22 protein-coding genes are annotated in these 22,286 nt (G+C 62.3%); 12 read left to right on the top strand and 10 right to left on the bottom strand.

The features are described from left to right. Positions 1-109 precede the first annotated feature (109 nt). Positions 110-310: a hypothetical protein gene (locus CIT31_RS06175; RefSeq protein WP_095517886.1), complete on the top strand. Its 201-nt coding sequence runs from the start codon at positions 110-112 to the stop codon at positions 308-310. A gap of 29 nt (positions 311-339) precedes the next feature. On the opposite strand, the gene CIT31_RS06170 is transcribed toward CIT31_RS06175, so the two are convergent. Further along, a complete protein-coding gene (locus tag CIT31_RS06170; protein WP_095518104.1) occupies positions 340-1,260 on the bottom strand; it encodes a diacylglycerol/lipid kinase family protein in 921 nt (306 codons plus the stop codon). 283 nt (positions 1,261-1,543) lie between these two features. On the opposite strand from CIT31_RS06170, the gene CIT31_RS06165 reads away from it, so the two are divergent. Continuing rightward, positions 1,544-3,121, top strand: coding sequence for a PRC-barrel domain-containing protein (locus CIT31_RS06165; protein ID WP_095517885.1), 1,578 nt, complete (start codon positions 1,544-1,546; stop codon positions 3,119-3,121). 51 nt (positions 3,122-3,172) lie between these two features. Here CIT31_RS06165 and CIT31_RS06160 read toward each other — a convergent pair whose 3' ends face one another. Then, positions 3,173-4,750: an alkaline phosphatase family protein gene (locus CIT31_RS06160; RefSeq protein ID WP_095518103.1), complete on the bottom strand. Its 1,578-nt coding sequence runs from the start codon at positions 4,748-4,750 to the stop codon at positions 3,173-3,175. 217 nt (positions 4,751-4,967) lie between these two features. Between CIT31_RS06160 and CIT31_RS06155 the strand changes: the two genes are divergently transcribed. The 6 genes from CIT31_RS06155 to CIT31_RS06130 all read left to right on the top strand — a co-directional run bounded on the left by CIT31_RS06155 (position 4,968) and on the right by CIT31_RS06130 (position 10,071). Next, positions 4,968-5,900: a VOC family protein gene (locus CIT31_RS06155; RefSeq protein WP_095517884.1), complete on the top strand. Its 933-nt coding sequence runs from the start codon at positions 4,968-4,970 to the stop codon at positions 5,898-5,900. A 10-nt stretch (positions 5,901-5,910) separates the two neighbouring features. Then, a complete protein-coding gene (locus CIT31_RS06150) occupies positions 5,911-6,534 on the top strand; it encodes an alpha/beta hydrolase (protein ID WP_095517883.1) in 624 nt (207 codons plus the stop codon). 3 nt (positions 6,535-6,537) lie between these two features. Next, positions 6,538-6,837, top strand: coding sequence for a GNAT family N-acetyltransferase (locus CIT31_RS06145; protein ID WP_095517882.1), 300 nt, complete (start codon positions 6,538-6,540; stop codon positions 6,835-6,837). Positions 6,838-7,021: 184 nt separating this feature from the next. Beyond that, positions 7,022-8,080 carry a dipeptidase gene (locus CIT31_RS06140; RefSeq protein WP_095517881.1) on the top strand — a complete coding sequence of 353 codons (1,059 nt, stop codon included), beginning with the start codon at positions 7,022-7,024 and terminating at the stop codon, positions 8,078-8,080. Positions 8,081-8,220: 140 nt separating this feature from the next. Then, entirely contained in the window at positions 8,221-9,507 is a 1,287-nt protein-coding gene (locus CIT31_RS06135; RefSeq protein ID WP_095517880.1) for a flavin monoamine oxidase family protein, read from the top strand. A gap of 156 nt (positions 9,508-9,663) precedes the next feature. Further along, positions 9,664-10,071: a hypothetical protein gene (locus CIT31_RS06130; RefSeq protein WP_095517879.1), complete on the top strand. Its 408-nt coding sequence runs from the start codon at positions 9,664-9,666 to the stop codon at positions 10,069-10,071. Positions 10,072-10,204: 133 nt separating this feature from the next. On the opposite strand, the gene CIT31_RS06125 is transcribed toward CIT31_RS06130, so the two are convergent. Together CIT31_RS06125 and CIT31_RS06120 are read right to left on the bottom strand one after the other, a co-directional pair. Continuing rightward, entirely contained in the window at positions 10,205-12,292 is a 2,088-nt protein-coding gene (locus CIT31_RS06125) for a PAS domain S-box protein (protein WP_165778365.1), read from the bottom strand. A 57-nt stretch (positions 12,293-12,349) separates the two neighbouring features. After that, positions 12,350-13,129 (bottom strand): response regulator, encoded by a 780-nt coding sequence (locus CIT31_RS06120; RefSeq protein WP_189522455.1) that lies wholly within the window; start codon positions 13,127-13,129, stop codon positions 12,350-12,352. A 46-nt stretch (positions 13,130-13,175) separates the two neighbouring features. Here CIT31_RS06120 and CIT31_RS06115 point away from each other — a divergent pair, with 46 nt between their 5' ends. Next, positions 13,176-13,862 carry a response regulator transcription factor gene (locus CIT31_RS06115; protein WP_065007437.1) on the top strand — a complete coding sequence of 229 codons (687 nt, stop codon included), beginning with the start codon at positions 13,176-13,178 and terminating at the stop codon, positions 13,860-13,862. 39 nt (positions 13,863-13,901) lie between these two features. On the opposite strand, the gene CIT31_RS06110 is transcribed toward CIT31_RS06115, so the two are convergent. Continuing rightward, positions 13,902-14,069, bottom strand: a complete 168-nt coding sequence (locus CIT31_RS06110; RefSeq protein WP_084831313.1) for a hypothetical protein — start codon at positions 14,067-14,069, stop codon at positions 13,902-13,904. Positions 14,070-14,176: 107 nt separating this feature from the next. Further along, the gene (locus CIT31_RS06105) at positions 14,177-14,578 is read right to left on the bottom strand and encodes a hypothetical protein (RefSeq protein WP_245316125.1); all 402 of its coding nucleotides are present in this window, start codon (positions 14,576-14,578) and stop codon (positions 14,177-14,179) included. A gap of 303 nt (positions 14,579-14,881) precedes the next feature. Here CIT31_RS06105 and CIT31_RS06100 point away from each other — a divergent pair, with 303 nt between their 5' ends. After that, positions 14,882-15,355, top strand: coding sequence for a L,D-transpeptidase (locus CIT31_RS06100; RefSeq protein ID WP_095517878.1), 474 nt, complete (start codon positions 14,882-14,884; stop codon positions 15,353-15,355). An 87-nt stretch (positions 15,356-15,442) separates the two neighbouring features. Here CIT31_RS06100 and CIT31_RS06095 read toward each other — a convergent pair whose 3' ends face one another. Both CIT31_RS06095 and CIT31_RS06090 read right to left on the bottom strand, forming a co-directional pair. Further along, a complete protein-coding gene (locus tag CIT31_RS06095; RefSeq protein WP_095517877.1) occupies positions 15,443-18,526 on the bottom strand; it encodes an efflux RND transporter permease subunit in 3,084 nt (1,027 codons plus the stop codon). Next, positions 18,523-19,779, bottom strand: a complete 1,257-nt coding sequence (locus CIT31_RS06090) for an efflux RND transporter periplasmic adaptor subunit (protein ID WP_425350570.1) — start codon at positions 19,777-19,779, stop codon at positions 18,523-18,525. The genes CIT31_RS06095 and CIT31_RS06090 overlap by 4 nt, the downstream gene beginning before the upstream one ends. A 151-nt stretch (positions 19,780-19,930) precedes the next feature. Here CIT31_RS06090 and CIT31_RS06085 point away from each other — a divergent pair, with 151 nt between their 5' ends. After that, on the top strand, positions 19,931-20,467 hold the full coding sequence (locus tag CIT31_RS06085; RefSeq protein WP_095517876.1) for a TetR/AcrR family transcriptional regulator: 537 nt from the start codon (positions 19,931-19,933) through the stop codon (positions 20,465-20,467). A 233-nt stretch (positions 20,468-20,700) separates the two neighbouring features. Here CIT31_RS06085 and CIT31_RS06080 read toward each other — a convergent pair whose 3' ends face one another. Beyond that, on the bottom strand, positions 20,701-20,898 hold the full coding sequence (locus CIT31_RS06080) for a hypothetical protein (protein WP_095517875.1): 198 nt from the start codon (positions 20,896-20,898) through the stop codon (positions 20,701-20,703). On the opposite strand from CIT31_RS06080, the gene CIT31_RS06075 reads away from it, so the two are divergent. After that, the gene (locus CIT31_RS06075; protein ID WP_095517874.1) at positions 20,889-21,179 is read left to right on the top strand and encodes a hypothetical protein; all 291 of its coding nucleotides are present in this window, start codon (positions 20,889-20,891) and stop codon (positions 21,177-21,179) included. The genes CIT31_RS06080 and CIT31_RS06075 overlap by 10 nt on opposite strands. A 10-nt stretch (positions 21,180-21,189) precedes the next feature. Here CIT31_RS06075 and CIT31_RS06070 read toward each other — a convergent pair whose 3' ends face one another. Next, positions 21,190-22,275 (bottom strand): Gfo/Idh/MocA family protein, encoded by a 1,086-nt coding sequence (locus tag CIT31_RS06070; RefSeq protein ID WP_095517873.1) that lies wholly within the window; start codon positions 22,273-22,275, stop codon positions 21,190-21,192. Positions 22,276-22,286 lie beyond the last annotated feature (11 nt).

The raw sequence follows: 22,286 nt of genomic DNA, 5'->3' as shown, positions 1-22,286 counted from the left end.
TGCGTCTGAACTGGAACCTTCGCCTTGAGGAACCGTTACCCAACCACGTTTTGCCAGCCGCGCCCTGCCGGCGCCAACATACCAGCGCCAAACGAAATGGAGGCGGATCATGCCCAGGATCGTTCCTGAAGACAAAGCCCGCCAGGGACGCGGGGGTTGGCACACTTTCCGTATCTTGATCGCCGCGCTGCTTTTGGCGTTTATCGCCTGGGGCATCGCAGAGATCTACGGCAACATGATAGACAAGACGTCGACAACCGAACAGGGCGAGCTTCCCAGGGGCGAACAGGGCGAGATTCCCAAAGGCTGAAGCTATCCGATCGACTGTGCCGGACTGCATCACGCTGCCTTCGCTTGGACAGCGCGCGCCGGGACCAGAACGTTCAGCGCGCCAGGATGGATTTCGATCGTCGTTTCGGGGTCAAGCCTGACCAGTTCGCCGTCCATGACGGCGCGGAACTTCTTGGCAGCCGAGTGCACTTTCAAAACGGCCCGGTCAGCCTGGTGGATTTCCACATGCTCACTGTCGCGCCATTTGCCGCGCGCCATGTCGAAAAGGACCCTGAGCAGTTCGCCACGCCGCCGCGCCACCGTGACATAGATGCCGAGCACGCCGCCGGCGGGATTGTCGGCATAGGGCAGGTGACCCTCACCGAACAGATTGTTGGTGATGCCGATGCCGGTGGTTCGCGTCACGATCTCGGATTCGCCGATGGTCAGCGTCACCTTCATTGCCGACGGGTTGTTGATCGCCGCCCACGCAGCCTTGACTGAAGCCCGCATCTTTCCCAACCGCGAGCCAAACTCCATGGTCTGGCGAAGCTGAACCATCCTGGCATGCATGCCGATCGAGAACTGATGCACGAATGGCTTATTGTTGGCTGTTGCCATATCGACTGCGATCACCTCGCCGTCGGCAAGAGATTTCACGGCCGCGTCAAGGGTCTGTGGGATGCCAAGTCCGCGCGCGAACAGGTTCATCGTGCCAGCCGGTAAAATGGCAAGTGCTTTCTTCCTGCCCATCAACCGGGCAGCCGCGGCCGAAATGGTGCCGTCGCCGCCACCGGCCAGCACAATGTCGACGCTGTGCTTCGAAGCGATGCGGTCCAGCGTAGCGACGATGTCCTTGCCGGCAACGATGTCGATATCGATGGAGTGACCTGCTGCCTCCAAAGTCTGGCGCATCCGGTCCGTGAAGGCGGAAAGATCAATCGTGCGCAGGGTGCCGCCCTCCTGGTTCAGCACCGCCGCAAATCGCATCCCCCCGCTCCGTTTTTTCTTGGCAACCATCGGATAATCATCGGCGAGGACAGACCCAGCCATAGGCTGGAACGGGGCGGCTGAAAAAAAGTTCCGCAGCTCTAACGAAAATACAGGAGTGAATCTCACCGGCCGAGGGCATGAGCGAGCGCGTTTCGGGTGGTTTTTTCACGACGCTCACCATGGTGTCGGAACAACCGCGCGGTCACGACGTTGTGAATATGTAACGCCGCGACCGATCTCCCATGCTCGCGGCGCAAACGAGATAACGCAGGAGGATTAAATGATCCGTACCCTTTTGACCACCACCGCACTCGCAGCACTGCTTGCGACCGGTGCATATGCGCAGACGGCCACAACCCCGGCGCCGACGCAGGACCCGGCAATCCAGGATACCGCTCCTGCGGCTCCCGTTGCGCGCGCCGAAGGCAGCCTGGTGACCAACATCATCGGGGAATCGGTCTATAATGGCACAGGCGACGATGCCGAGAACATTGGCAATGTCGACGACGTCGTCTTCGATGAAAACGGTCAGGCAAAATCTGTCATCATCGGCGTCGGCGGCTTTCTTGGCGTTGGCGCCAAGAACGTGGCTTTCGACTACAATAAGCTGCAATGGGCCGAACGGAACGGCGACCGTTGGCTGATTGCGCAAACCACAAAGGATGAGTTGACGGCTCAGCCGGACTTCGACCGCAGCGCTTTCGATCCGGCTCCTGCGGCCAATGACACTACGGCTACGGCTCCTGCCGCTCCTTCCGGCACGACGGAAACCACCGCACAGAACGCTCCGGCTGCTCCAGCCGATAGCACCGCAGCTCCGGCCGAACCTGTGAAGCGTGCCGACGGTAATCTTGCCACCAATATCATCGGCGAAACCGTCTACAACGGCACTGGCGACGACGCTCAAAACATTGGCGACGTGAACGACATCGTTCTGGCCAAGGATGGCAAGGCCGAGTCGCTGATCATTGGCGTCGGCGGCTTCCTCGAGGTTGGTGAAAAGAATGTCGCCTACGAGTTCGATAAGGCCAAGTGGGCGGAAAGGAACGGCGATCGCTGGCTGGTGGCCGAGACCACCAAGGAAGACCTGGAGGCGTTGCCGGAGTTCAATCGCGAGGCCTATGATCCCGCCCCGGCGACTACAGCATCGAATGACGCGGCGGCGCCGGCGCCAGTTACAACCACCCCTGCTGTCGATGCGGCCCCAGCCCCGGACAAGACAGCGCAGGCCCCGGCAACAACGCCTGACACCACTGCCCCGGCACCGGCGGACAAGACAGCGCAGGCCCCGGCGGCAACGCCTGACCCGGCTGCTCCGGCACCGGCAGACAAGACGGCGCAGGCCCCGGCAACAACGCCTGACCCCGCTGCTCCAGCACCGGCGGACAAGACAGCCGAGGCTCCGGCAACAACGCCTGACCCCGCTGCTCCAGCGCCGGCGGACAAGACAGCCGAGGCTCCGGCTGCAGCAACCCCTGACGCAACCCCCGACCAGACGCAGACCGCAGCGATCGACAAGTCGGCGCTGACCGAAATGCCGATCAACGAAATCCGGTCCGAAGATTTGGTTGGAACCACCGTCTACGGCGCCAATGATGTCAACGTCGGCGAGATTGGTGACGTCGTGCTGACGGGTGACAAGAAGGTCGACGCCGTCATCATCGACGTCGGCGGTTTCCTCGGCGTTGGCGAGAAGGAAGTGGCTGTCGGCATGGAAAATCTTAAATTCATGACCGACAAGGATGGCAACCGCTATCTCTACACGAACTTCACCAAGGAGCAGCTTGAGGCGCAGGTCGCGTACGACAAGGGCACCTATGCAGAGAAGCGCGACCAGCAGCGCATGATGATGCGTTAATTCGCTCTAACGACGAAAAAAGCCCGCGCCGGCAACGGCGCGGGCCTTTTTTCATGACTGGAAAGGTGGCAGGCCTGCGACATGGCCGGCAACGCCATCGTCGGTCAGTTCGGCGAGCGCCAGCGACTGATCGAGATGTTCGGCCCGCCAGGCAAGCAGCCTCTCGGCAAGCTCCAACCGGACCGGCAGATAGGCCGGATCGGCAGCGACATTGGTTAGTTCGTCTCGATCCTGCTCCAGGTCGAACAGCAGCGGCGGCAGGCCGCCGCCGAAATGTACATATTTGAATTGTTTCGTGCGGATGACGGCCAGATTGCACTGGCGCGGACCGATGCAAAAATGGCGCTCGGCGTCACCTTCGGCAACCGAGCGGAAATCGAATTCCCAATGCGCGGCCTCGCGCCAGTCCCCCGGCTCCACGGCGTCCAGGAACGGCTTCAGCGATCGTCCGTCGAGATGCGGCGGGGTTTCCTCGCCAAGCAGGGCGAGCAATGTCGGCGCTATGTCCACCGCCTCAGTGAAGCGATCGACCTTGGCGCCGGCCGCTTTGCGGCGACGCGGGTCGCGGATGATCAGCGGAATATGATAACTGCCGTCGAAGAAGCCCCCCTTGCCCAGCATGTAATGGTCGCCCATCATCTCGGCATGATCGGAGGTCAGCACGACGATGGTGTCATCCCATGCACCCGCCCCCTTGACCGCCTGCCAGATGCGGCCAAGCTGTGCGTCGACCTCCGAGATCATACCGTAATAGAGCGCGCGGATGCGGCCAAAATTGTCGTCGCCCCAGTCGCGCACCTTGCCCTCGGCGCCGGGGCGGAAATTCGAACGCTCCTGCAGGTCAAGGTTATAGGCAAGGTAGGGATGGCTTTCTGCCTCGGCCTGCCAGCTCACGGCGCGGTGGAAAGCCGGTCCCTCGGCAGGATCATACATGCTGTTGTAGGGTTCGGGCACGATGAAGGGCGGATGCGGGCTGAGGAAGGAAAGATGCGCGAACCACGGTGTATCGCGCTCCTGTTCGCCAAGCCAGCGGAGGAATTCGCCGGTCAGGAAAGCGGCTGGGGTTTCGTCCTTGGAGTAGACGGGCGGCGCGCTTGTCACCGCGCTGTCGGTCGTGGCTCCAAGCTCGTCCGCTGGGCGATGGATGTCGGGAAAGCCTGCGCCGCTATCGATGCCGCGCGCCTTGAGCCACGACAGCCACGGTTTCTGGTGCTCCGGCAGGAGTTGGCGCACGGTGAAGCCGGGCAGCACGCCTTCGTAGCTTTTTAGCCGCGGGTCGCCCGGCGCCAGCGTGCGCGGATCGGGCGATACGTCGGTATAGCCGAACAGCGTCGGATCATAGCCGAGACTGCGCGCCGAGAGCGCGATGTTGCCGTGACGGGCGTCGAGCGGGGTGCCGTTGCGGCAAACTCGGTTGTTCATCTGGTAGAGGCCGGTGTATAGGCAGGCGCGTGCCGGCGAGCAGGGCGCCGCGCCGCCATAATGCTGTCGAAACAGCACACCCTCGGCGGCGAGCGCGTCGGCATTCGGCGTCCGCACCACCTTGTGGCCTGCCGCCGACAGGCAGTCGCTGCGCCACTGGTCGCAGGTGATCAGGAGAACATTCGGGCGCCTGTCTTTTCTGACCAATGCTGTATCCTTCATTGAAACGTGCCGCTCATGGAGCCGAATTTTTGTGGCGACGCAAGCCTCAGGTATTCGCCAAATCGTGAACAAAAGCTGCCTTATTGTTCACTTATAGAGCACAGTCCATCTGTGTTTGCGGCCTTTGCCGCCGGCTGGCCGGTTCTCATATAGGCGTGGACCGCGGCATGGGCCGCACAGGACAAGGAAAGGAGCAGGAAAAATGCTCGACCAGATCAAAGGCCTGCATCACGTCACCTCGATGGCCAGGGATGCGCGTCAGAACAATGAGTTCTTCACCAAAAAGCTCGGCCTGCGCCGGGTCAAGAAAACCGTCAATTTCGACGCGCCGGATGTCTACCATCTCTATTATGCCGACGAGCTCGGCACGCCCGGTTCCGTGATGACCTATTTTCCCTTCCCCAATATCGGCAAGGGTCGCCACGGCGTTGGCGAAGTAGGCACCACGGTCTATTCGGTGCCCGAAGGCACGCTCGCCTATTGGGAAAAGCGTTTTGCCGATGAGGGCGTCGCCGGGCTGTCACGCCAAGAGAGCTTCGGTGAGAAGCGCCTTGGCTTCGCTGGTCCCGATGGTGACGGGTTTGCGCTGGTCGAGAACAAGGCAGACACCCGTACGCCGTGGGCGAAGGGCGATGTTCCCTCCGACGAGGCGATCCGCGGCTTCCACTCGGTGTCGCTTAGGCTGAAGGATGGCGGCGCCACCGAAGAGCTGCTGAAATTCATGGGCTATGAAGAAGTCGACACGTCCGGCACTGTAAAAAGGCTGGCGGTGAAGAACGGCAACGGCGCCAATATCGTCGATATCGAATCGTTGCCGGGCGCCGCTTTTGCCGATCTTGGCGCCGGCTCCGTCCACCACGTCGCCTTCGCTGTCGAAAACCGCGCCAAGCAACTCGAAGTGCGCAAGGCGCTGATGGACACCGGCTATCAGGTGACGCCGGTGATCGATCGTGACTATTTCTGGGCGATCTATTTCCGCACGCCGGGCGGCGTGCTGTTCGAAGTCGCCACCAACGAGCCCGGCTTCGACCGCGACGAGGACACCGCCCATCTCGGCGAGGCGCTGAAGCTGCCGTCGCAGCACCGGCATCTGAGGCCCTATCTCGAGCAACATTTGCAGAAGCTGGAAGACTGAGGACAAGGCCATGAGTAAGGACGCTTACATCTACAAAGCACTGCCCGGTTCGCCTGATGGATCGCTGCTCTTCGTCTTCCACGGGACCGGGGCCGACGAGAGTCAGCTTCTGTCGCTCGGGCGCGATCTCGCGCCGCAGGCGACTATCGTCTCGCCGCGCGGCGATGTCTCGGAACACGGTGCCGCGCGCTTTTTCCGCCGCACCGGCGAGGGCGTCTACGACATGGGCGACCTGGCGCGGGCGACGGACAAGATGGTTGGTTTCGTCAAGGCGCATGTCGAGGCGGCAAAACCCTCGTCGGTGCTTGGGCTCGGCTATTCCAACGGCGCCAACATCCTGGCGTCGGTGGTGTTCGCGGCGCCCTCTCTGTTCGACGCGGCGGTGCTGATGCATCCGCTGATCCCGTTCGAACCGGAGATCGAGGGAAGTCTCGCCGGCCGTCGCATCTTGGTCACGGCAGGCAGGCGCGATCCGATATGTCCGCCCAACCTGACGTCGCGGCTGGAGGCCTATTTGCGCGCCGATGGCGCCGATGTCACAGTGGAGTGGCACGACGGCGGCCATGAGGTGCAGTCGAACGAGATCGAGGCGGCGCGGCGGTTCCTGTCCGCTACGCCGATAGAAGGAGCGTAAGCAATGCTTGACCAATTGCCGGAGATCGAACTGGAGGATCGCGGTTCCAAGGGCCGTTATCTCTTGCGCGGGCCTGATGGCGCCGAGGCGGAGATGACCTTTTCCAAGATCGGCGAGCACCAGATCATCATCGACCACACCGAGGTGCCGGATGCGTTTCGCGGCCAGGGCGCCGGGCTTCGCCTCGTTGCCCGAGCCGTCGAGGACGCGCGCGCGGCGGGCAAGAAGATCATCCCGCTTTGTCCGTTCGCCAACGCCCAGTTCCGTCGTCACAAGGAATGGGCCGACGTGCTGAAGCAATAGCGCTGGTCCTACCCATAGGCCTCCGCACGCGATGACGGTTGAGGGCGGGCAGCCACAAGGCGTCCATCGCTGTGGCATTTGCGCAGATCGCCTGTCTTGCCTAGTGGGTTGTCTTGCCTAGTGGGTATTGCCTTGCCTAAGTAGGTATATTGCCGCCCGACCAATCGAACCGAATGATCCCTTGATGACCGAGACCGACCTCGTTCCCGTCTTCGACGGCCACAACGATACGCTGCTCAGGCTCTATCAGTCGAAGGACGCGGATGTTGAGAAGCTGTTCATCGAGGGAACGCAGGGTGGCCACATCGACCTGCCGCGCGCGAAAAAGGGCGGCTTTGCTGGCGGCATGTTCGCGATCTTTCCGCCGCCGATCGAGAAATCCAAGCGCAGTGCGGTTCCACCTGCGCCGAGCGATACCGAGCCCTTGCCGCCCGAAATTCCGCGCGCCGACGCGCTCGCTTCCACCATCGCCATGGCCTCGATCCTGTACAGGCTGGAACGAGCGTCGGCGCTCTCCGTCTGCCGCAGCGCCGGCGACGTGCGAAATGCGATGGCGCAAGGGTCGATCGCCGCGGTGTTCCATATTGAAGGCGTCGAGGCGATCGACCCCGAACTGACGATGCTCGACGTGTTGCATGCGGCCGGCCTGCGCTCGCTCGGCGTCGTCTGGAGCCGCCCGAACGCTTTCGGCCACGGCGTGCCGTTCCGTTTCCCGTCGACGCCCGACACCGGACCTGGCCTGACCGATGCCGGCAAGGGACTGGTCAAGGCCTGCAACCAGCTCGGCATCATGGTCGATCTTTCGCATCTCAACGAAAAGGGGTTTCGCGACGTCGCCGAGATCAGTGACGCCCCGCTGGTCGCGACCCACTCGAACGTCCATGCGATCTGCGGCCATTCCCGCAACCTCACGGACTGGCAGCTAGGCGCGATCCGCGAGTCGGGTGGCTTGGTCGGGCTGAATTTCGCCACCGGGTTTTTGCGCGAGGACGGCAGGATGAATGCCGATACCAGTCTCGACATCATGGTGCGCCATGTCGATTCACTGCTGCAGGCGCTGGGCGAAGACGGCGTCGGCCTCGGGTCCGATTTCGACGGCGCCATGATCCCGGCTGTGATCGGCGACGTCACCGGCCTGCCGAAGCTGCTCGATGCGTTCGCCGAGCGCGGCTTCGGTCGCGCGCTGATCGAGAAGATCGCCTATCGCAACTGGATCAGTATGCTGGAAAAGACAATCGGGTAAAGCGTGTCGCCCGGCAGAGTAGCCAGCGACCTGCAATATATATATCGATCGAGCGGGGTTTTGATGATCTCGACAAGACCGTTGTCTCCGGAGCTCAAGCCGCGGATGATTGCGGACTTCGAGAACTTCAGGGCCGGCTCTTGAAGCGCCAGGCCGTACGAACCGATGTCGCCATCGTCGGCGCCGGCTTTACCGGCCTGTCAGCCGCGCATGAATTGAACAAGGCCGGCATTGATTTTGTGCTGCTCGAGGCGCGCGGCCGCGTCGGCGGGCGGGTCGAGTCCAAGTGGAATGGGCTTGGCGAGCGGATCGACAGCGGCGGTCAGTTCCTGTGCGAGGACATGCCGGAACTGATGGCCTTGGTGCGAACGCACGGTAAGACGTTGGTCGAGACCTATGTTAAGGGCGAAGTCATTGCCCAGCCGCTGACGGGCGAACAGGATGCCGAGCGAATCTACTACGCCTCGATGGCGATCCGCGACCGCATGAACGCGATTGCACCGGGCGATCCGACTATTGCCGGCTTGACCGTCGCCGCATGGCTCGATCGCCAGAACGATCCCGGTGAGGCCAAGGCGGCTTTTCGCTCGATGATCGAAGGCCTGTGGTGCCAGGCGCTCGAAAAACTGCCGCTTTGGCACCTCATCGACAATGACCGCCGTATCACCAATGAGATGTCGGAGCTGCAGTATTTCGTGCACGAAACCATGCAGTCTCTGGCGGATGATCTGGCTGAGGATCTCGGCGACCGCCTGCGATTGAACACGCCGGTCAGAACGATCGAGCGCAGACTGGGAGGAGTTCGTCTCGCGTCGACGACGGGCTCGATCACGGCGCGAACGGCGCTGATCGCCATGCCGCCGATGGTGGCCTCGAAGCTGGATTTCGCGCCGCCGCTGCCGGTTGCCTTGGAAAAGGCCCTCGGTGTCTGGCAAAGCGGCGCGGTGATCAAAATGCAGGTGCGCTACCCCACAGCCTTTTGGCGCGCCAAGGGCTTGAGCGGCATGGTGATGTGGCGCGATCCGCCGGCACTTTTTGCCTGTGACGTCAGCAAGGATGGCGGCCACCCGGCGTTAGTCGTCTTCGTCGGCGGGCCGCTTGCCCTACGCTGGCGGGAATTGGGAGATGCCGCGTTGCGCGCGGAGGTTACCGCGCGGCTCAAGGAGGCGCTCGGCACGGACGCAGGCAGCTTCACCGATTTCAGCTGTCGCGACTGGACCGATGATCGCTGGAGCGGCGGCGGCTACAGCGATCTCATCATCGATACGAGTGCCACCGACGCCGAACAAACCATCCTGGCCGGCGCGCCGCCAGTGTATTTCGCATCCTCGGAATTGTCTCCGTCATTTCCGGGCTATGTCGAAGGCGCAATCGTGGCTGGGCGCATTGCTGCACAGAAAATCCTCTCGGAATTTAATCCGCAATAGTCAAAAGCGCCTCATGGTCGCAGGCGAAGCGCCCGGTACTGCCCGAATTCCGGTTTCAAATCTGTTACACGGTCAGTTTGCGTGCGTCGTTCGTCCGTTACAAGGTGCGACTAAGTTCGTTTACATAAAAAAAGAAGATAAACGAAGGGAATGGCGATGCATACGAAAATCCAGACTGCCTACAATGACCGCCTGCAGGCACCGGAGCGCAATGATCGGCGGCCGAAGCTGGCGCTGCGCCGGCGCGCCAACGACCATCCGATGGCGCTGTTCGTGGTGCTGGGCGCCGCCGCATTCGTCGGCATGGCGTTCGCGCCGACGGTTGGTCCGGCCTTTGCTTCACTGAACCCGCCGGCAAATATCGTCGACGGCGCGCCGACCACGACAAAGACCGCGCGCCTGCCGATGCCGGAGATCGATTTTGTCTGCAAGGGGCAAGCCTGGGGCGCCGAAAGTGCGGACTGCCTGCGCGTCATCGCCGAGCAGTCCGGCATTCACAAGGCCCGCGCGGTCCGCGTGATCGCCAATGCCCCGCCGCTGACCGATACGCCGAACGTTTTTTGATGCCCCCGGGCGACCCTCCAGCGCTCCAGGCAGGCTCCCGCCGCATCGTCGGCCGGGAGTTTTTTCTCTGGCCTCTAATCCTTCGTTTGAGCATCGGATTTTTTTAAAAGCCGATTTCCACCAGTCCGAAGTTCTAGCTGCCCAATGCCGCCTGCTCGGCGATGGCCGACAGCACGCCGCGCACGTCCAGCGTGCTGAACGGCTTTTCCAGGATCTGCGGACGCTGCGGCGCCGGCAATGCTTCAATTTCGGCCTTTGCGCCGATCAGGTCGCCGGTGACCAGAACGAAGCGCCGCGCCAGATCAGGCTTTTCGGCGAGCAGTTCGCGATAGATTGATATGCCGCTGGTGCCGGGCATGCGCAGATCGGAAAAGACGATGTCCGGCGGCATGTGGCCGGTCAAGGTCGCGGCGGCCGATGCCCAGGCCGGTACGATCCGCGACTTGATGCCCATCAACTCCAGAATGTCGGACAGCGAGGCGGCGACATCCGGTTCGTCGTCGATGATCAGCGCGTGACGCAATCCGCTCGAGCGCGACGGGGTTTCGCCGGCGGCGGCCGCGCCGGCGGAGATCGCCGGCAACTGGACGACGAAACGGGCGCCCCTCGGCAGAACTTCCTCGAACCAGACATTGCCATTGTGCCGTTCGATGATCGATTTCGAGATTGACAGGCCGATGCCGGTGCCGACGCCGACCGGCTTGGTGGTGAAGTAAGATTCGAAGATGCGAGAGCGAATCGCTTCCGGCACGCCCAGCCCGTTGTCCTCAACCGAGAAACAGGGATTGCCGCGATCGCTGCGAAACGTGCGAACCTTGATCAGCCGGTCGCCGCCGATGCCGGCCAGAGCGTGTTGGCTGTTGATGAGGAAGTTGGCGGCCACTTGCGTCACATGGTCGGCGTCGGCCATGGCCAGCAGCGGACCGCTGGCGAAATCGGTATCGATAATGATGCCGGTCGACCTGGCGCCGTACGCAGTCACTTCGAGTGCCGCGCGGACCACCTGGTTGAGGTCCGTCTCGGCCTGCGCCGCTGGGTGCAGGCGGACCATTGAGAGGAAGCTCTTGACGATGCGGCCGCAACGCTCGGCGGCGGCGCGCACCTTTTCGGCGCGCACCTTGGTCTGCGGGTCTGAAGCGAACTCGTGCAACAGCGTCGATTGTGCGACGACCACGGCAAGCGGGTTGTTGAGCTCGTGTGACACGCCGGCAAGCAGCGAGCCCATCGCCGCCATCTTCTCGTTCTGGTGCAGCTTTTCGCGCTGGCGGCCGATCTCCTCCTCGGCGCGCAATTTGTCGCGAAGGTCGCGGATCGAGCCGAAGATCAGGCGGCGGTCGGCGACTCGCATCTCGGTCGCCGTCAGTTCGATCGGAAAGACCTCGCCGGCCGCATTCTGGGTGACGGTCTCGATCCGCTGGCCGACCATCGGCGCGCCGCGGCCCGACATGTATTCGGCGCCCGACACATAGCCCTTGCGATAATATTCCGGAACGACGGTGTCGAGCAGGTCCTTGCCGAGGATGTCGCTGCGCTGATAGCCGAACATCTTTTCGGCGGCGGGATTGAACTCGATGATCGAACCCGTCTCGTCGATGACTATGATGGCGTCGAGCGAGGCCTGCAACATGGTGCGTCGGATGACTTCGCTGGCATGGGCATCGGAAAGCGATCGTTCGATGGCGTCGCCGATGGCCAATGCCACGATGTGCAGCGTTGCCTCTTCCTCGTCGGTCCATTCGCGCTCGTTCACGCAGTCGTTGACCGCCAGCGTGCCCCACAGATGGCCATGCGCAAAGACCGACACCGACAGGAACGACTTGATGTGCTGCTTTTCGAAGTCGGTTCTCAGAAAGCCTTCGAGGTCGCGCGTGTGTCCCGCGAAGATCTTGCCTTGCCGCTCGTCCTCCGCCAACCGTTCCAGCAGTGGGTCCGAATTGACAACCGACTGCATGATTACCGTTGGCGACGCCAGTTCGCCACCAAATCGGGGGTTGATCCAGTAAGCCGCGACCGACTGGGCAAAGCCCTGGCCGGGCAGCTCGCGCAGCCGAAACAGGATGCCGCGCTGGCAATCCATGGCCCCGCAGAGCGTTTCAAGGATGCTGTCCATCTCGCGCTGCCAGTCGCCGGCTTCGCGAAGCCGGCGAACGACATGGACAGCCGCCATCGCCGCGCCCTGCCTGACGCCGTGCATATCGCTGCGTGCTGCTTCAGCCGTCATGGTCAGCCGTCATTTCACAGTCGTGCCACCGAGAGTGGTTACCAGTGGTCGCGCCGCTCAGTTGCTTTCGCCGGTCGGCAGCGAGAAGATATAGCCTTCGCCGCGGACTGTGCGCAGGAATTTCGGATTGGCCGGGTCCGCCTCGATCTTCTTTCTCAGCCGCATGATGCGGATATCGACCGCGCGTGACGATTCAGGATCTTCCACGAAGCCGATCGCCTCGGAGATCGCCGCACGCGTCAGCAAACGGTTGGCACGCGTCAGGAAGACCTCCAGCACGTCAAACTCGCTCTTGGCCATGTCGATGACCGTCCCATTGGTGCCGGTGACGAACCGGCCGTCGAGATCGGCATGGAAAGGGCCGAAGCTCATAAAACGGCGGTTGGCAGTTGTTTCGGCCTTGGCGCCCTGTGGTTCGGCCGGCTGCGGCACGCGGCGCAGCACGCTGCGGACCCTCGCCAGCACCTCGCGCAATTCGTAAGGCTTGACGATGTAGTCGTCGGCGCCGAGTTCCAGCCCGACGATGCGGTCGAGCGCGGTGCCGGCGGCAGTGGCGTAGATAATGCCGATAGGCATTTTCGAGCGCAGCCAGCGGCCAAGCGACAGGCCGTCCTCGCCTGGCATGGCGATGTCGAGGATGGCCAGATGAAACGACTGCGTTTCCAGCAAAGTTCGCGCGGCGCTGGCACTCTCGGCCGTCGCGACATCGTAGCCGCTGGCGCCGAGATACTCGGCGACCGCGTCCCTCAGATCCGGCTCGTCCTCGACGATGACAATTCGTGCCCGCACTATGCTCTCGCTCCCGCTTTCAGCGGAAAGTAGATTGGGTATAAACATCATGTCCAGCACTCATCTTGGGTTGCCGGTTGCAGGGTGGAAAAAAATGGCTGCACGATCCGTCATTGCGCTTGTTTCCGTCGCCGAAGTGGTCGCGACCGATCTCGCCGACCATCTCGAACGGCGTGGTCATGACGTGCGCGCGGTGCGGCAGCCGTGGGAGGCCGAATCCTTGCTTTCCGGAAAGGGCATCGATGTCGTCGTCGTCGGCGACAGCCTCAGCCAGGCGGAAGGGCGTGATCTGCTCAGGCGCCATGGCGGCGAGGGCGGGCCGGATTTCATCCTGATCTGCCGGCCGGCCGATCTCGTCGACAAGGTGCTGGCGCTCGAACTCGGCGCCGCCGACGTCGTCGAAAGCCCGCTCAATGTCAGGGAACTCGCCGCCCGTATCGGCGGCTTGCTGGCACGGCGCGGCAGAAACGCCGGGGAATTGGTCGTGCTGGAGAACGCGACGGTCGACCTCCGGTCGGCCATGGTCATGCATCGCTCCGGCACGGAAGAACAATTGTCGCCGGGTCAGGTGGCGCTGCTCAGATTGTTCCTGGCCAGTCCGCGCAAGGTCTTGACGCGCGACGACATCATTGCCGCCGCGCCCGCCGAAAATGCCGATGCCTTCGATCGCTCGATCGATTCGCGCATCGTGCGGCTGCGCCGCAAGCTCGACACCGAAACCATCACCACTATAAGGGGTGCAGGCTACCGGTTCGATCCGCCGACGCAGTTCGCCGACTGAGGCCGGGGCCCTCACCGTATTGCCCACAGGCCCAGGCGCTCAGCGGACCACAAGAACCGACGGACCTGACGGCATTTCGCTGGCCGCGACGAATTCGCTCGCATGCGCACGATCCCTAAGAAGCACGGTGGCGAGGCCGGCAAAGCCGAGCAGGCCCTGAGCGTAGAGCAGTGCGGAAAGCACCGAAGCTGCAAATTTCGTGTTCATCGTATCCGTTCCCCAAATTCAGATCTGCTGCATATGGCCTGTTCTCGGGCACAATCTTTTCCCGAAAACCAGCACCACTTGGCGCGATGCGGTCTTTCGGTTCGGGATCATGTCTTCAGGGAAACCCCCGAAGCGCCCGCGCCGCCAGCGGAGCCCCCCGTCGCGGCGCGGGCCTTCGGTCCTCTCGGCTGCAAGTTGCCGGAGGGGCCGCGCATCGTCTTCAGCCCAAAACCGACCCGCCAGAGGGCCTTGAGCCGGTTGATGCGCAGACTGGACACGATCCAGACCGTGGCGAAAAACAGTGCGGCATGCAGTGTCGAAACTTCACTTGAAGTCATCTCCGCAAGCTTCGTCGTTGGGCTGCCGGCGAAGGTGCGACGACGCCGATCATCGCTGCGGCTATGCTTATCCTGAAGAGCCAGGAGATCGCGTTCGATTGCATGTTCATCTTCGTTTGTGCCGGCTGTTTTTGTTGGGTCAACTCTGCGGGTGGCCTGTATCCAGATCATGCCGCTAGAGTCCGCGCTTTGTTGCAGATTGGTTTCGAGCCAAGGCAAATTTCTTTCATGTGAGGGAAGACCGCACTTTCACTTGGAGATGGTGTTCCCTTTTCGCGGGTCCGGGCTCGAGCTGCCGAGGCTTCATGTCATTGGGTTCACCCTACAAATCCCTCGGATGGGCTTTGCGCTGTTAACCATAGGAAACACATTCGAAACAGAAACGTCTGCCGTACGAAATCCATCTGAAACGTGACCCAACGATAAGCCGGTCATCGAATTGGAGCCGGCCATATCCGGCAGACGGGGGATATCATGTACACTGCCATTTCTGCCAAGCTCATCAACATCGCTGCCGCCGCCCTTACGGGTGCGGTTCTTCTGTTCGGCGCCGGTAACGGCATTGCCCATGCTGCCAATCAGGCCGCCAATCAGATAGTGGCGCGGATTTCGCTTTCGCAGCAGACGATGCAAGTCCTGGTCGACGGGCGGCCGACCTTCGCGTGGAAAGTCTCGACCGGCGCCAAGGGGCATGTCACCCCGACCGGCTCGTTCAAGCCGACCCGCATGCACCAAATGTGGTATTCGAGGAAATATGATAACGCGCCGATGCCGCATTCGGTCTTCTTCAAGGGTGGCTACGCCGTGCATGCGACCAATTTCGTCAAGCGCCTCGGCCAGCCGGCCTCGCATGGCTGCGTGCGGCTGCATCCGGTCGACGCCGCCGATTTCTACCAGCTTGTCGAGATTTTCGGTCCGGCCAACACCAGGATCGTCATCGTCAAATAGGTAAGCAAAGACGATCCGCTTGTTAAATACGTTGCGGTCGGACATCACTGCCCAAGAAAAAGGCCGGAAATCCCGGCCTTTTGTCAATCAATCAACCGGGACCGGCATCAGCTTCGGGTCCGGCTTCTCGGCGTGATGCGGCAGGTCCTTGCTGGCAATGAAGGTGTAGAACATCGGCACCACGAACAGGGTGAACATGGTCCCCACCAGAATGCCGGTGAAGATCACCAGGCCCATCGAATAGCGCGCCGCCGCACCCGCGCCGCTGGAGATGATCAGCGGCACCACGCCGAGCGCCATCGCAGCCGTCGTCATCAGGATCGGCCTTAGCCGCACCCTGGCCGAGGCGACGATCGCATCGCGCCGCCGCATCCCGTGGAGCTCGCGCTGCTGGTTGGCAAACTCGACCAGAAGAATGCCGTGCTTGGTGATCAGACCGATCAGCGTGATCAGGCCGACCTGCGTGTAGATATTGAGCGTTCCCAGCCCCAGATTGAGCGGCACGATCGCGCCGAAGATCGACAGCGGCACCGACATCATGATGATCAACGGATCGCGGAAGCTTTCGAACTGCGCCGCCAGCACCAGATAGATGACCAGAACGGCTGCCGCGAAGGCGATGATGATCGTGTAGCCCTGTTCCTTCTCCTGGCGCGACTGGCCGGTATAGTCGATGAAGAACGTATCGGGCAGGCTTTTCCTGGCGATATCCTCGATGGTCCTCAGCCCGTCGCCGGTGGTGACGGTGGGCAATGGCAGAGCCGAAATCGTGGCGGAGTTCAATTGGTTGAACTGCTCGATCGCGGCCGGCGATGCATTGGTCGAGATCTTCACCACGGCCGAGAGCGGCACCATCTCGCCCGACGCGCTGCGCACGAAATACTCGGCCAGCTTTTCAGGGTTGTCGCGGAAGTTCTGCGGTACCTGCGGGATGATGTCGTAGCTGTTGGATTCGCGGTCGAATTGCGCCACCTCAGCGCCACCGACCAAGAGGGTCAGCGTCCGGCCGATGTCGGCGATCGGCAGGTTGAGCGCCGCGGCGCGGTCGCGGTCGATCGTCACCGTCACTTGCGGCGCGTCGTAGGACATCGAATTCTGCACGGCGAGGAAGCGACCGGAGGCCTGCGCCTTGTTCTTGATGTCCTCGGCCGCCTCATACACCTGGGAGGCCTCGCCGGTCGAGCGCACCACTATCGTGATCGGCAGGCCGCCGCCGGAGCCGGGTAGCGTCGGCGGTGCGAAGACGAAAGCTTCGACGCCCGCAACCTTGCTGAGGCGACCCGTGATGTCTTCCTGAAGTTCCTTCGAGCTGCGCGTGCGGTCGGCCCAGTCCTTGAATGCGAAGCCGACGAAGGCGTTGTTCGTCGGGCCTTGGAACGCGACGGCGGAGAACCGCGCCCTGGTTTCGGGGATATTATTCACCAGCCCGAGAATCTGGTTCACATAGGTCTCGGTGTAGTCCGACGTCGCATAGCGCGGCGCGTTCACAATAGACAGCAAGAAGCCCTGGTCTTCTTCCGGCGCCAGTTCGCTCGCGGTCTTGGTGAACATGAAGCCGGTCGTGGCCACCAGTGCGATGACGATCATCAGGGTCACCGGGCGATATTTCAACGAGCCGCTGACCAGCCGCTCATAGATGTTTTCGACGCGCCCGAACGTGCTGTCGACAATACGCTGGAAGCGGCTGTGCGAGCCGGCCCTCAGGATGCGTGCCGACATCATCGGCGTGACGGTGAGGGCAACGACACCCGAAAGCACCACCGAGCCGGCAAGCGTCACCGCGAATTCGCGAAACAGTGCGCCGGTCAGGCCGCCGGTGAAGGCCAGCGGCGCGAATACGGCGGCCAGCGTTATCGTCATGGCGATGACGGCGGACGAGATCTCCCGCATGCCATTGAAGGCCGCCTGCATCGGCGACAAACCGTCTTCCTCCATATGGCGGTGAATGTTTTCCACCACCACGATGGCATCGTCAACGACGAGGCCGATCGCCAGCACCATGGCCAGCAAAGACAAAAGATTGATCGAATAGCCTAACGAAAACAGCAGGAAACAGACGCCGATCAGCGACAGCGGAATGGTCACAATCGGCATCAGCACCGAGCGGAACGAGCCGAGGAAGAGCAGGATGACGACGATGACGATGATGACCGCCTCGCCGATGGTCTTGAACACCTCCTCGATCGAGGCGCTAATCTGCTCGGTCGAATCGTAGACGATCTCGATCGTCATGCCTTGCGGCAGCGTCTCCTGAATCGACGGCACGATGTCGTGGATCGCCTCCGCTGTCGTCAGCGGATTGGCGGCCGGCGTCGGGAAGATGGCGAGAAAGATGCCGGGCTTGCCGTTGAAAGTGACCCTGGTGTCGGTGCTCGCCGCGGCGAGTTCGACGCGCGCCACGTCCCGCAGCCTCACGACATTGCTGTCCTTCGAACGGAGCGGAAGGGCGGCGAAAGCTTCCGGCGTCTGCAGCGTCGAGCGAACGGTGATCGAGGAGGCGACGTATTCGTTTTCAGTGTTGCCGGGTGCTGACAGGAAATTCGATTCATTGATGGCGGTCAGCACGTCCGACGCCGTCACGCCGCGCGCCGCCAGTTTGATCGGGTCGATCCAGACGCGCATCGAATATTCGGCGGCCCCGAAGATCTGCACGTCGGCGACACCCTCGACCGTCGACATGCGCGGCCGCACGACCCGCTCGATATATTCGGTGAGCTGTTCCGGCGTCATGTTCGGATTCTGCATCGAGATATACATCATCGCGAACTGCTCGCCGGTGCCCTTGACGATCACCGGGTCTTCGGACTCGTCCGGCAGGTCGCCGCGCACGCTTTGTACCTTCGACAAGACTTCGTTCAGCGCGACGTCGGGGTTGGAGCCGAGTTTCATCTGCACCGTCACGGTGCTTGAGGACGGCCGGCTCGCCGACGTGACGTAATCGATGTTTTCGGTCGAAGCGACGGCACGGGCGATCGGCGCGGAAATGAACCCCTGGATCAGATCGGCACTGGCGCCGGGATAGGCCGTGGTGATCGTGATGGCCGTTTCTTCGACCTCCGGATACTGCCGGATCGAAAGGTTGAAGATGCCTTGGAAACCCAGAAGCAGGATCATCAAGGCGAGCACGGTCGAAAGGACCGGACGGCGAATGAAGAGGTCGGAGAAGCTCATTTCTGGGCTGCCTGCTGGTTTGCCGGCTTGGTCGGGTCGATGGTATTGTCGACGGCAACGGACATGCCGTTGGTGAGCCGGTTCTGGCCGGCGGTAACGACTTCGTCGCCGGAGGCGATGCCTTCCAGGATCTCAACCAGGCCGGCGTTGCGGCGGCCTGGCTTGACGAACACCTGGGCGAGCACGAGTTGCGGCTTCTGTTCTTCCGCCGTCGGTCCGGCCGGGGCAGCAGCTGGTTTTTCCTCGGGTTTTGCCGCGGGCGCTTTGGCTGCGGGGTCGGTGGCCGGCTTTTCTTCCGCCTCCGCCGCAGCAGCGGGGGCGGCGCCGTTGGCCGCGGCAGGCTTGGCCGGACGCACCACGAAGACGAAGTCGCCGTAGAGGCTGGAGGTCAGCGCGGTCTGCGGCACCGTCAGCACGTTGTTTTCCTCGGGCAATTCGACGCGCACCTGCACGAACTGGCCAGGGGTCAGCTTGCCTTCGGGATTGGCGACCTCGGCCCTGACCGTCACCAGCCGGCTGGCCGGGTCGATCTTCGGGTCGATACCGCGAATAGTGCCGGTGAACGGCAACTCGCCGTCACCAACGCCCAGCCGCACCGTCTGGCCGATCTTCAGCAGCGGAAGCTGCTGTTCGGGAACCGAGAAATCGGCCCGCATCGTCTCCAGATCCTGCAGGGTCGCTACGGAAGTACCGGGTGACAGATACTGGCCGAGGTCGATCCTGGGGATACCCACGGTGCCGCTGAACGGCGCGGTCAGCAGCTTCTGCTCGAGCACCGCCTGCAGCCTGTTGACCTGCGAAGTGGAAGCCGACGCGGCTGCCCGCGCCGAGTCGAGCGTCGACTCCGAGCCGACACCGCGTTTCTGCAATTCAAGGGCGCGTGTCAACGCCGTCTGGTCGAGCGCTGCTTGCGCCTTCGTCGCATCGAGATCGGCGCGCTCGGCGGCATCGTCAAGTTGAAGGAGACCCGCGTTGGCTTCAACCTTCTGATTGGCGTGAAACAGGATATCCTTGACGATGCCGGCGGTTTCGACGGTCAGGTCGACGCCGCGGACCGCACTGACAGTGCCGATCGCCTCGACGCCCGGCGTCCACTCCGTCGGTTTGACGATCATCGTCGACACGGTTGCGGCCGGCGGCTTCATCGTGGCGAAGAATTGCTGCATTGCATTGTCGCGGAACAAGTTGAAGCCGACGATGCTGCCGCAGACCAGCACGAGCAGAATGAAGGCAATGATGAAACGCTTGATCACGAACAGTCCCCTTGGCCATGGCCCGGCACAACAGTCGGATGACCCAAACACATACCTGTGACTGGTCCCGATATCAAATGACGGCGACCTTACTGTACCGTCTGGACGGTCTTGTCAATTCCGCGTAAGCTAATGTATAGGGGAACGATTGATGAAGGCCCGCAGAGCAAATTCGCGTGATAAAATTCTCGCCGCCGCCGCTGATGTGGCACGCGAGACGGGGCCGGGCAGCCTGTCGCTGGACGCCGTCGCCAGCCGTGCCGGGGTGTCGAAAGGCGGCTTGCTGTACAATTTCCCGACCAAGGCGAAACTGATGCAGGCGCTGGTGGAGGAATACCTGCGCGCCTTCGAGCAGGCGCTGGAGTCCGCCCGCACGGCCGGCGTCAGCGGCGAAAGCCCGCTTGCGACCTACATCAAGCTTTCGGCCGAACATGCCGAGGAATCGAAACCGTCGGCTTCCTGGATATTTTCGGCGATCGCCGAGGATCCCGATTTCCTGACACCGATAAAATTGTTCAGGCGGCAGGTTTTCGAGCGGCTCAAGGGAGAGACGCCGGACCTCAAGGCGCTGCTGGTCTGCTACCTCGCCATCGAAGGACTTCGCAGCATGAACCTCTTCGACTCGGACGTCCTTTCACAGGACGAACGCCGGTTGCTGGTATCGTCCTTGCTTGAGATCGCGGGATAGATTGCCGCGTAGGCCAGCGAAGCACCTGCGGCAAGGCAGATCACCGTGAACGACCCTGCTGATGATCGCCTGGATTATCCCGAGCACCTGAGCCGGTTTACCGCCAGGGCAACACACCGGCCGGAAGCCGCCGCCCGAACCGGTCGAGCACAAGCAGCGGGCCCGCGCCATACCGGCACGGACTGCCCGGGTAGGATTTCCGGCGCGCACGACACCACTGGCTACCGGGCCGGCTACTGGCTCATCACGGCGCCGAACTTTTCCTTGTTGGCGGCGTCGTTGGCGAGTGCGGCGGCCGCATCGTAGCCCAGCACCTTATTGATGGATTCGCGCTGGCCTAAGGCGCCGTTCAGGGAACTTTTGTTCGGCTGGCGATTTTGGATATATGGTACAAAGCCGAACTGCCAGAAGGGTATTGCCGATGACGACAAAACGCTTTGCGATCCGCGCGCTCGCCTTCGCGATAGGCTGCAGCATGTCCGCCTCGGCTTTCGCGGGGGACAAATACCGCGACCATCGGCACCGCGACTACCAGGTTCAATCCGAACGCTACGTTCCCGCCGAAGGCGACATCATCGACATTCTGTTCGGCGGCCCGCGCTACTATGACCAGCAGTTGGTCACGACAGCCGCCGGAGCCTGCTCCTACCACAGGGTCGGACCCGACGCGAATGCGTTGAACAAGATCAACGATCACCATTGCGGGAAATAGGCGGCAGGCTTCAGCGCCCGCCAGTCTCCTTCATCCGCGCGATGATGTGGGCCATCAGCGCCAGGTCGCGACGGGAGTCCGCGAGGTCGGTCAGCGGCTTTGTCCCGTCAGTGATGTGGCGATGGAAGGTCTCCAGTTCATTCGAGAAAGCGTCGCCATAGAGCGGCCCGAAGGTCCTGGTCACCGGGCCTAGTGGACCGGCTTCCGTCACTTCGAGCCGCGTCGGCAGGCTGCGGATATAGGGCGTGTCGTAGATGATGCGGACCCGTTTGGTGTTCGAGCGCACCTCGATCATGGCATCAAACAGGCCGAGATCGTCGACCACTGCGTCGTAGCAGCAGGCGAAATGCCCATAGTCGAAGGTCACGCTGGTGTTGGCGCCGCCATTGGTGCGATGCGCGGCGAGCACACGAACCGGCTCGCCGAGCAGCCCGCGCATCGCCGAAATGTGGTGCGAGCTCAGCGCCGTCAGGCCGCGATAGGCGCGTACGAGATCGGCGGGCGCATCGCTGCCCACCACTTCGCGGATCAGCGCCTCGCGCTCCCCGGCGCCGCGTGCCAAAAGGGCCGGATCGATGTCGGTGGGATAGAGAATATTCTGGCTCTTTTTCAGGAAATGCCGGCCCTCGGAGATCAGGTCGAAGATGCGGACATGGGTGATATCGGCGAAGTCAGGCAGTTCCTCCATCGCCGCCAGGTAGGCCGGAGCGTAGCGGCGCATGTAACCGACGAAGATCGTCTTGGCGTAGTTTGTCGTCAGAGCCAGCAATTCGTCGATTTCGCGCACCGTCAGGCAGGCGGGCTTTTCCAACAAGACATGCTTGTTCGCCTGGACGGCGGCACGGACGAAACGGCTGTGGGTCTCGTCGGACGAGAGGATGAAAACCGCGTCGATATCCGGCGAACTGATCAGCGCCTCGGCCGAATCGAAGATTGCGGCGGTCGGGTATTCGGAGCGGCACAGCGTCACGAGGCTCGGCGAAACATCATAGACGCCCGATATCAGCCAGCGGTCGCGCTGGTCGCTCAGCACCGGCAGATGGATCGACTGAGCGACCTCTCCAAGCCCCACAAGTCCGACACGGATCACCGCCACTGCAACCCCCT

The organism is Mesorhizobium wenxiniae, from assembly GCF_002284535.1.
Lineage (GTDB): Bacteria > Pseudomonadota > Alphaproteobacteria > Rhizobiales > Rhizobiaceae > Mesorhizobium > Mesorhizobium wenxiniae.
Note: the sequence above shows the minus strand (reverse complement) of the source record. Positions and strands in the feature narration are given on the sequence as shown.

Coding starts and splice junctions, on each gene's coding strand:
- CIT31_RS06175 (WP_095517886.1), top strand. CDS start 110: ATGCCCAGGATCGTTCCTGAAGACAAAGCCCGCCAGGGACGCGGGGGT.
- CIT31_RS06170 (WP_095518104.1), bottom strand. CDS start 1,260: ATGCGATTTGCGGCGGTGCTGAACCAGGAGGGCGGCACCCTGCGCACG.
- CIT31_RS06165 (WP_095517885.1), top strand. CDS start 1,544: ATGATCCGTACCCTTTTGACCACCACCGCACTCGCAGCACTGCTTGCG.
- CIT31_RS06155 (WP_095517884.1), top strand. CDS start 4,968: ATGCTCGACCAGATCAAAGGCCTGCATCACGTCACCTCGATGGCCAGG.
- CIT31_RS06150 (WP_095517883.1), top strand. CDS start 5,911: ATGAGTAAGGACGCTTACATCTACAAAGCACTGCCCGGTTCGCCTGAT.
- CIT31_RS06145 (WP_095517882.1), top strand. CDS start 6,538: ATGCTTGACCAATTGCCGGAGATCGAACTGGAGGATCGCGGTTCCAAG.
- CIT31_RS06140 (WP_095517881.1), top strand. CDS start 7,022: ATGACCGAGACCGACCTCGTTCCCGTCTTCGACGGCCACAACGATACG.
- CIT31_RS06130 (WP_095517879.1), top strand. CDS start 9,664: ATGCATACGAAAATCCAGACTGCCTACAATGACCGCCTGCAGGCACCG.
- CIT31_RS06125 (WP_165778365.1), bottom strand. CDS start 12,292: ATGACGGCTGAAGCAGCACGCAGCGATATGCACGGCGTCAGGCAGGGC.
- CIT31_RS06120 (WP_189522455.1), bottom strand. CDS start 13,129: ATGTTTATACCCAATCTACTTTCCGCTGAAAGCGGGAGCGAGAGCATA.
- CIT31_RS06115 (WP_065007437.1), top strand. CDS start 13,176: ATGGCTGCACGATCCGTCATTGCGCTTGTTTCCGTCGCCGAAGTGGTC.
- CIT31_RS06110 (WP_084831313.1), bottom strand. CDS start 14,069: ATGAACACGAAATTTGCAGCTTCGGTGCTTTCCGCACTGCTCTACGCT.
- CIT31_RS06105 (WP_245316125.1), bottom strand. CDS start 14,578: ATGATCTGGATACAGGCCACCCGCAGAGTTGACCCAACAAAAACAGCC.
- CIT31_RS06100 (WP_095517878.1), top strand. CDS start 14,882: ATGTACACTGCCATTTCTGCCAAGCTCATCAACATCGCTGCCGCCGCC.
- CIT31_RS06095 (WP_095517877.1), bottom strand. CDS start 18,526: ATGAGCTTCTCCGACCTCTTCATTCGCCGTCCGGTCCTTTCGACCGTG.
- CIT31_RS06085 (WP_095517876.1), top strand. CDS start 19,931: ATGAAGGCCCGCAGAGCAAATTCGCGTGATAAAATTCTCGCCGCCGCC.
- CIT31_RS06075 (WP_095517874.1), top strand. CDS start 20,889: ATGACGACAAAACGCTTTGCGATCCGCGCGCTCGCCTTCGCGATAGGC.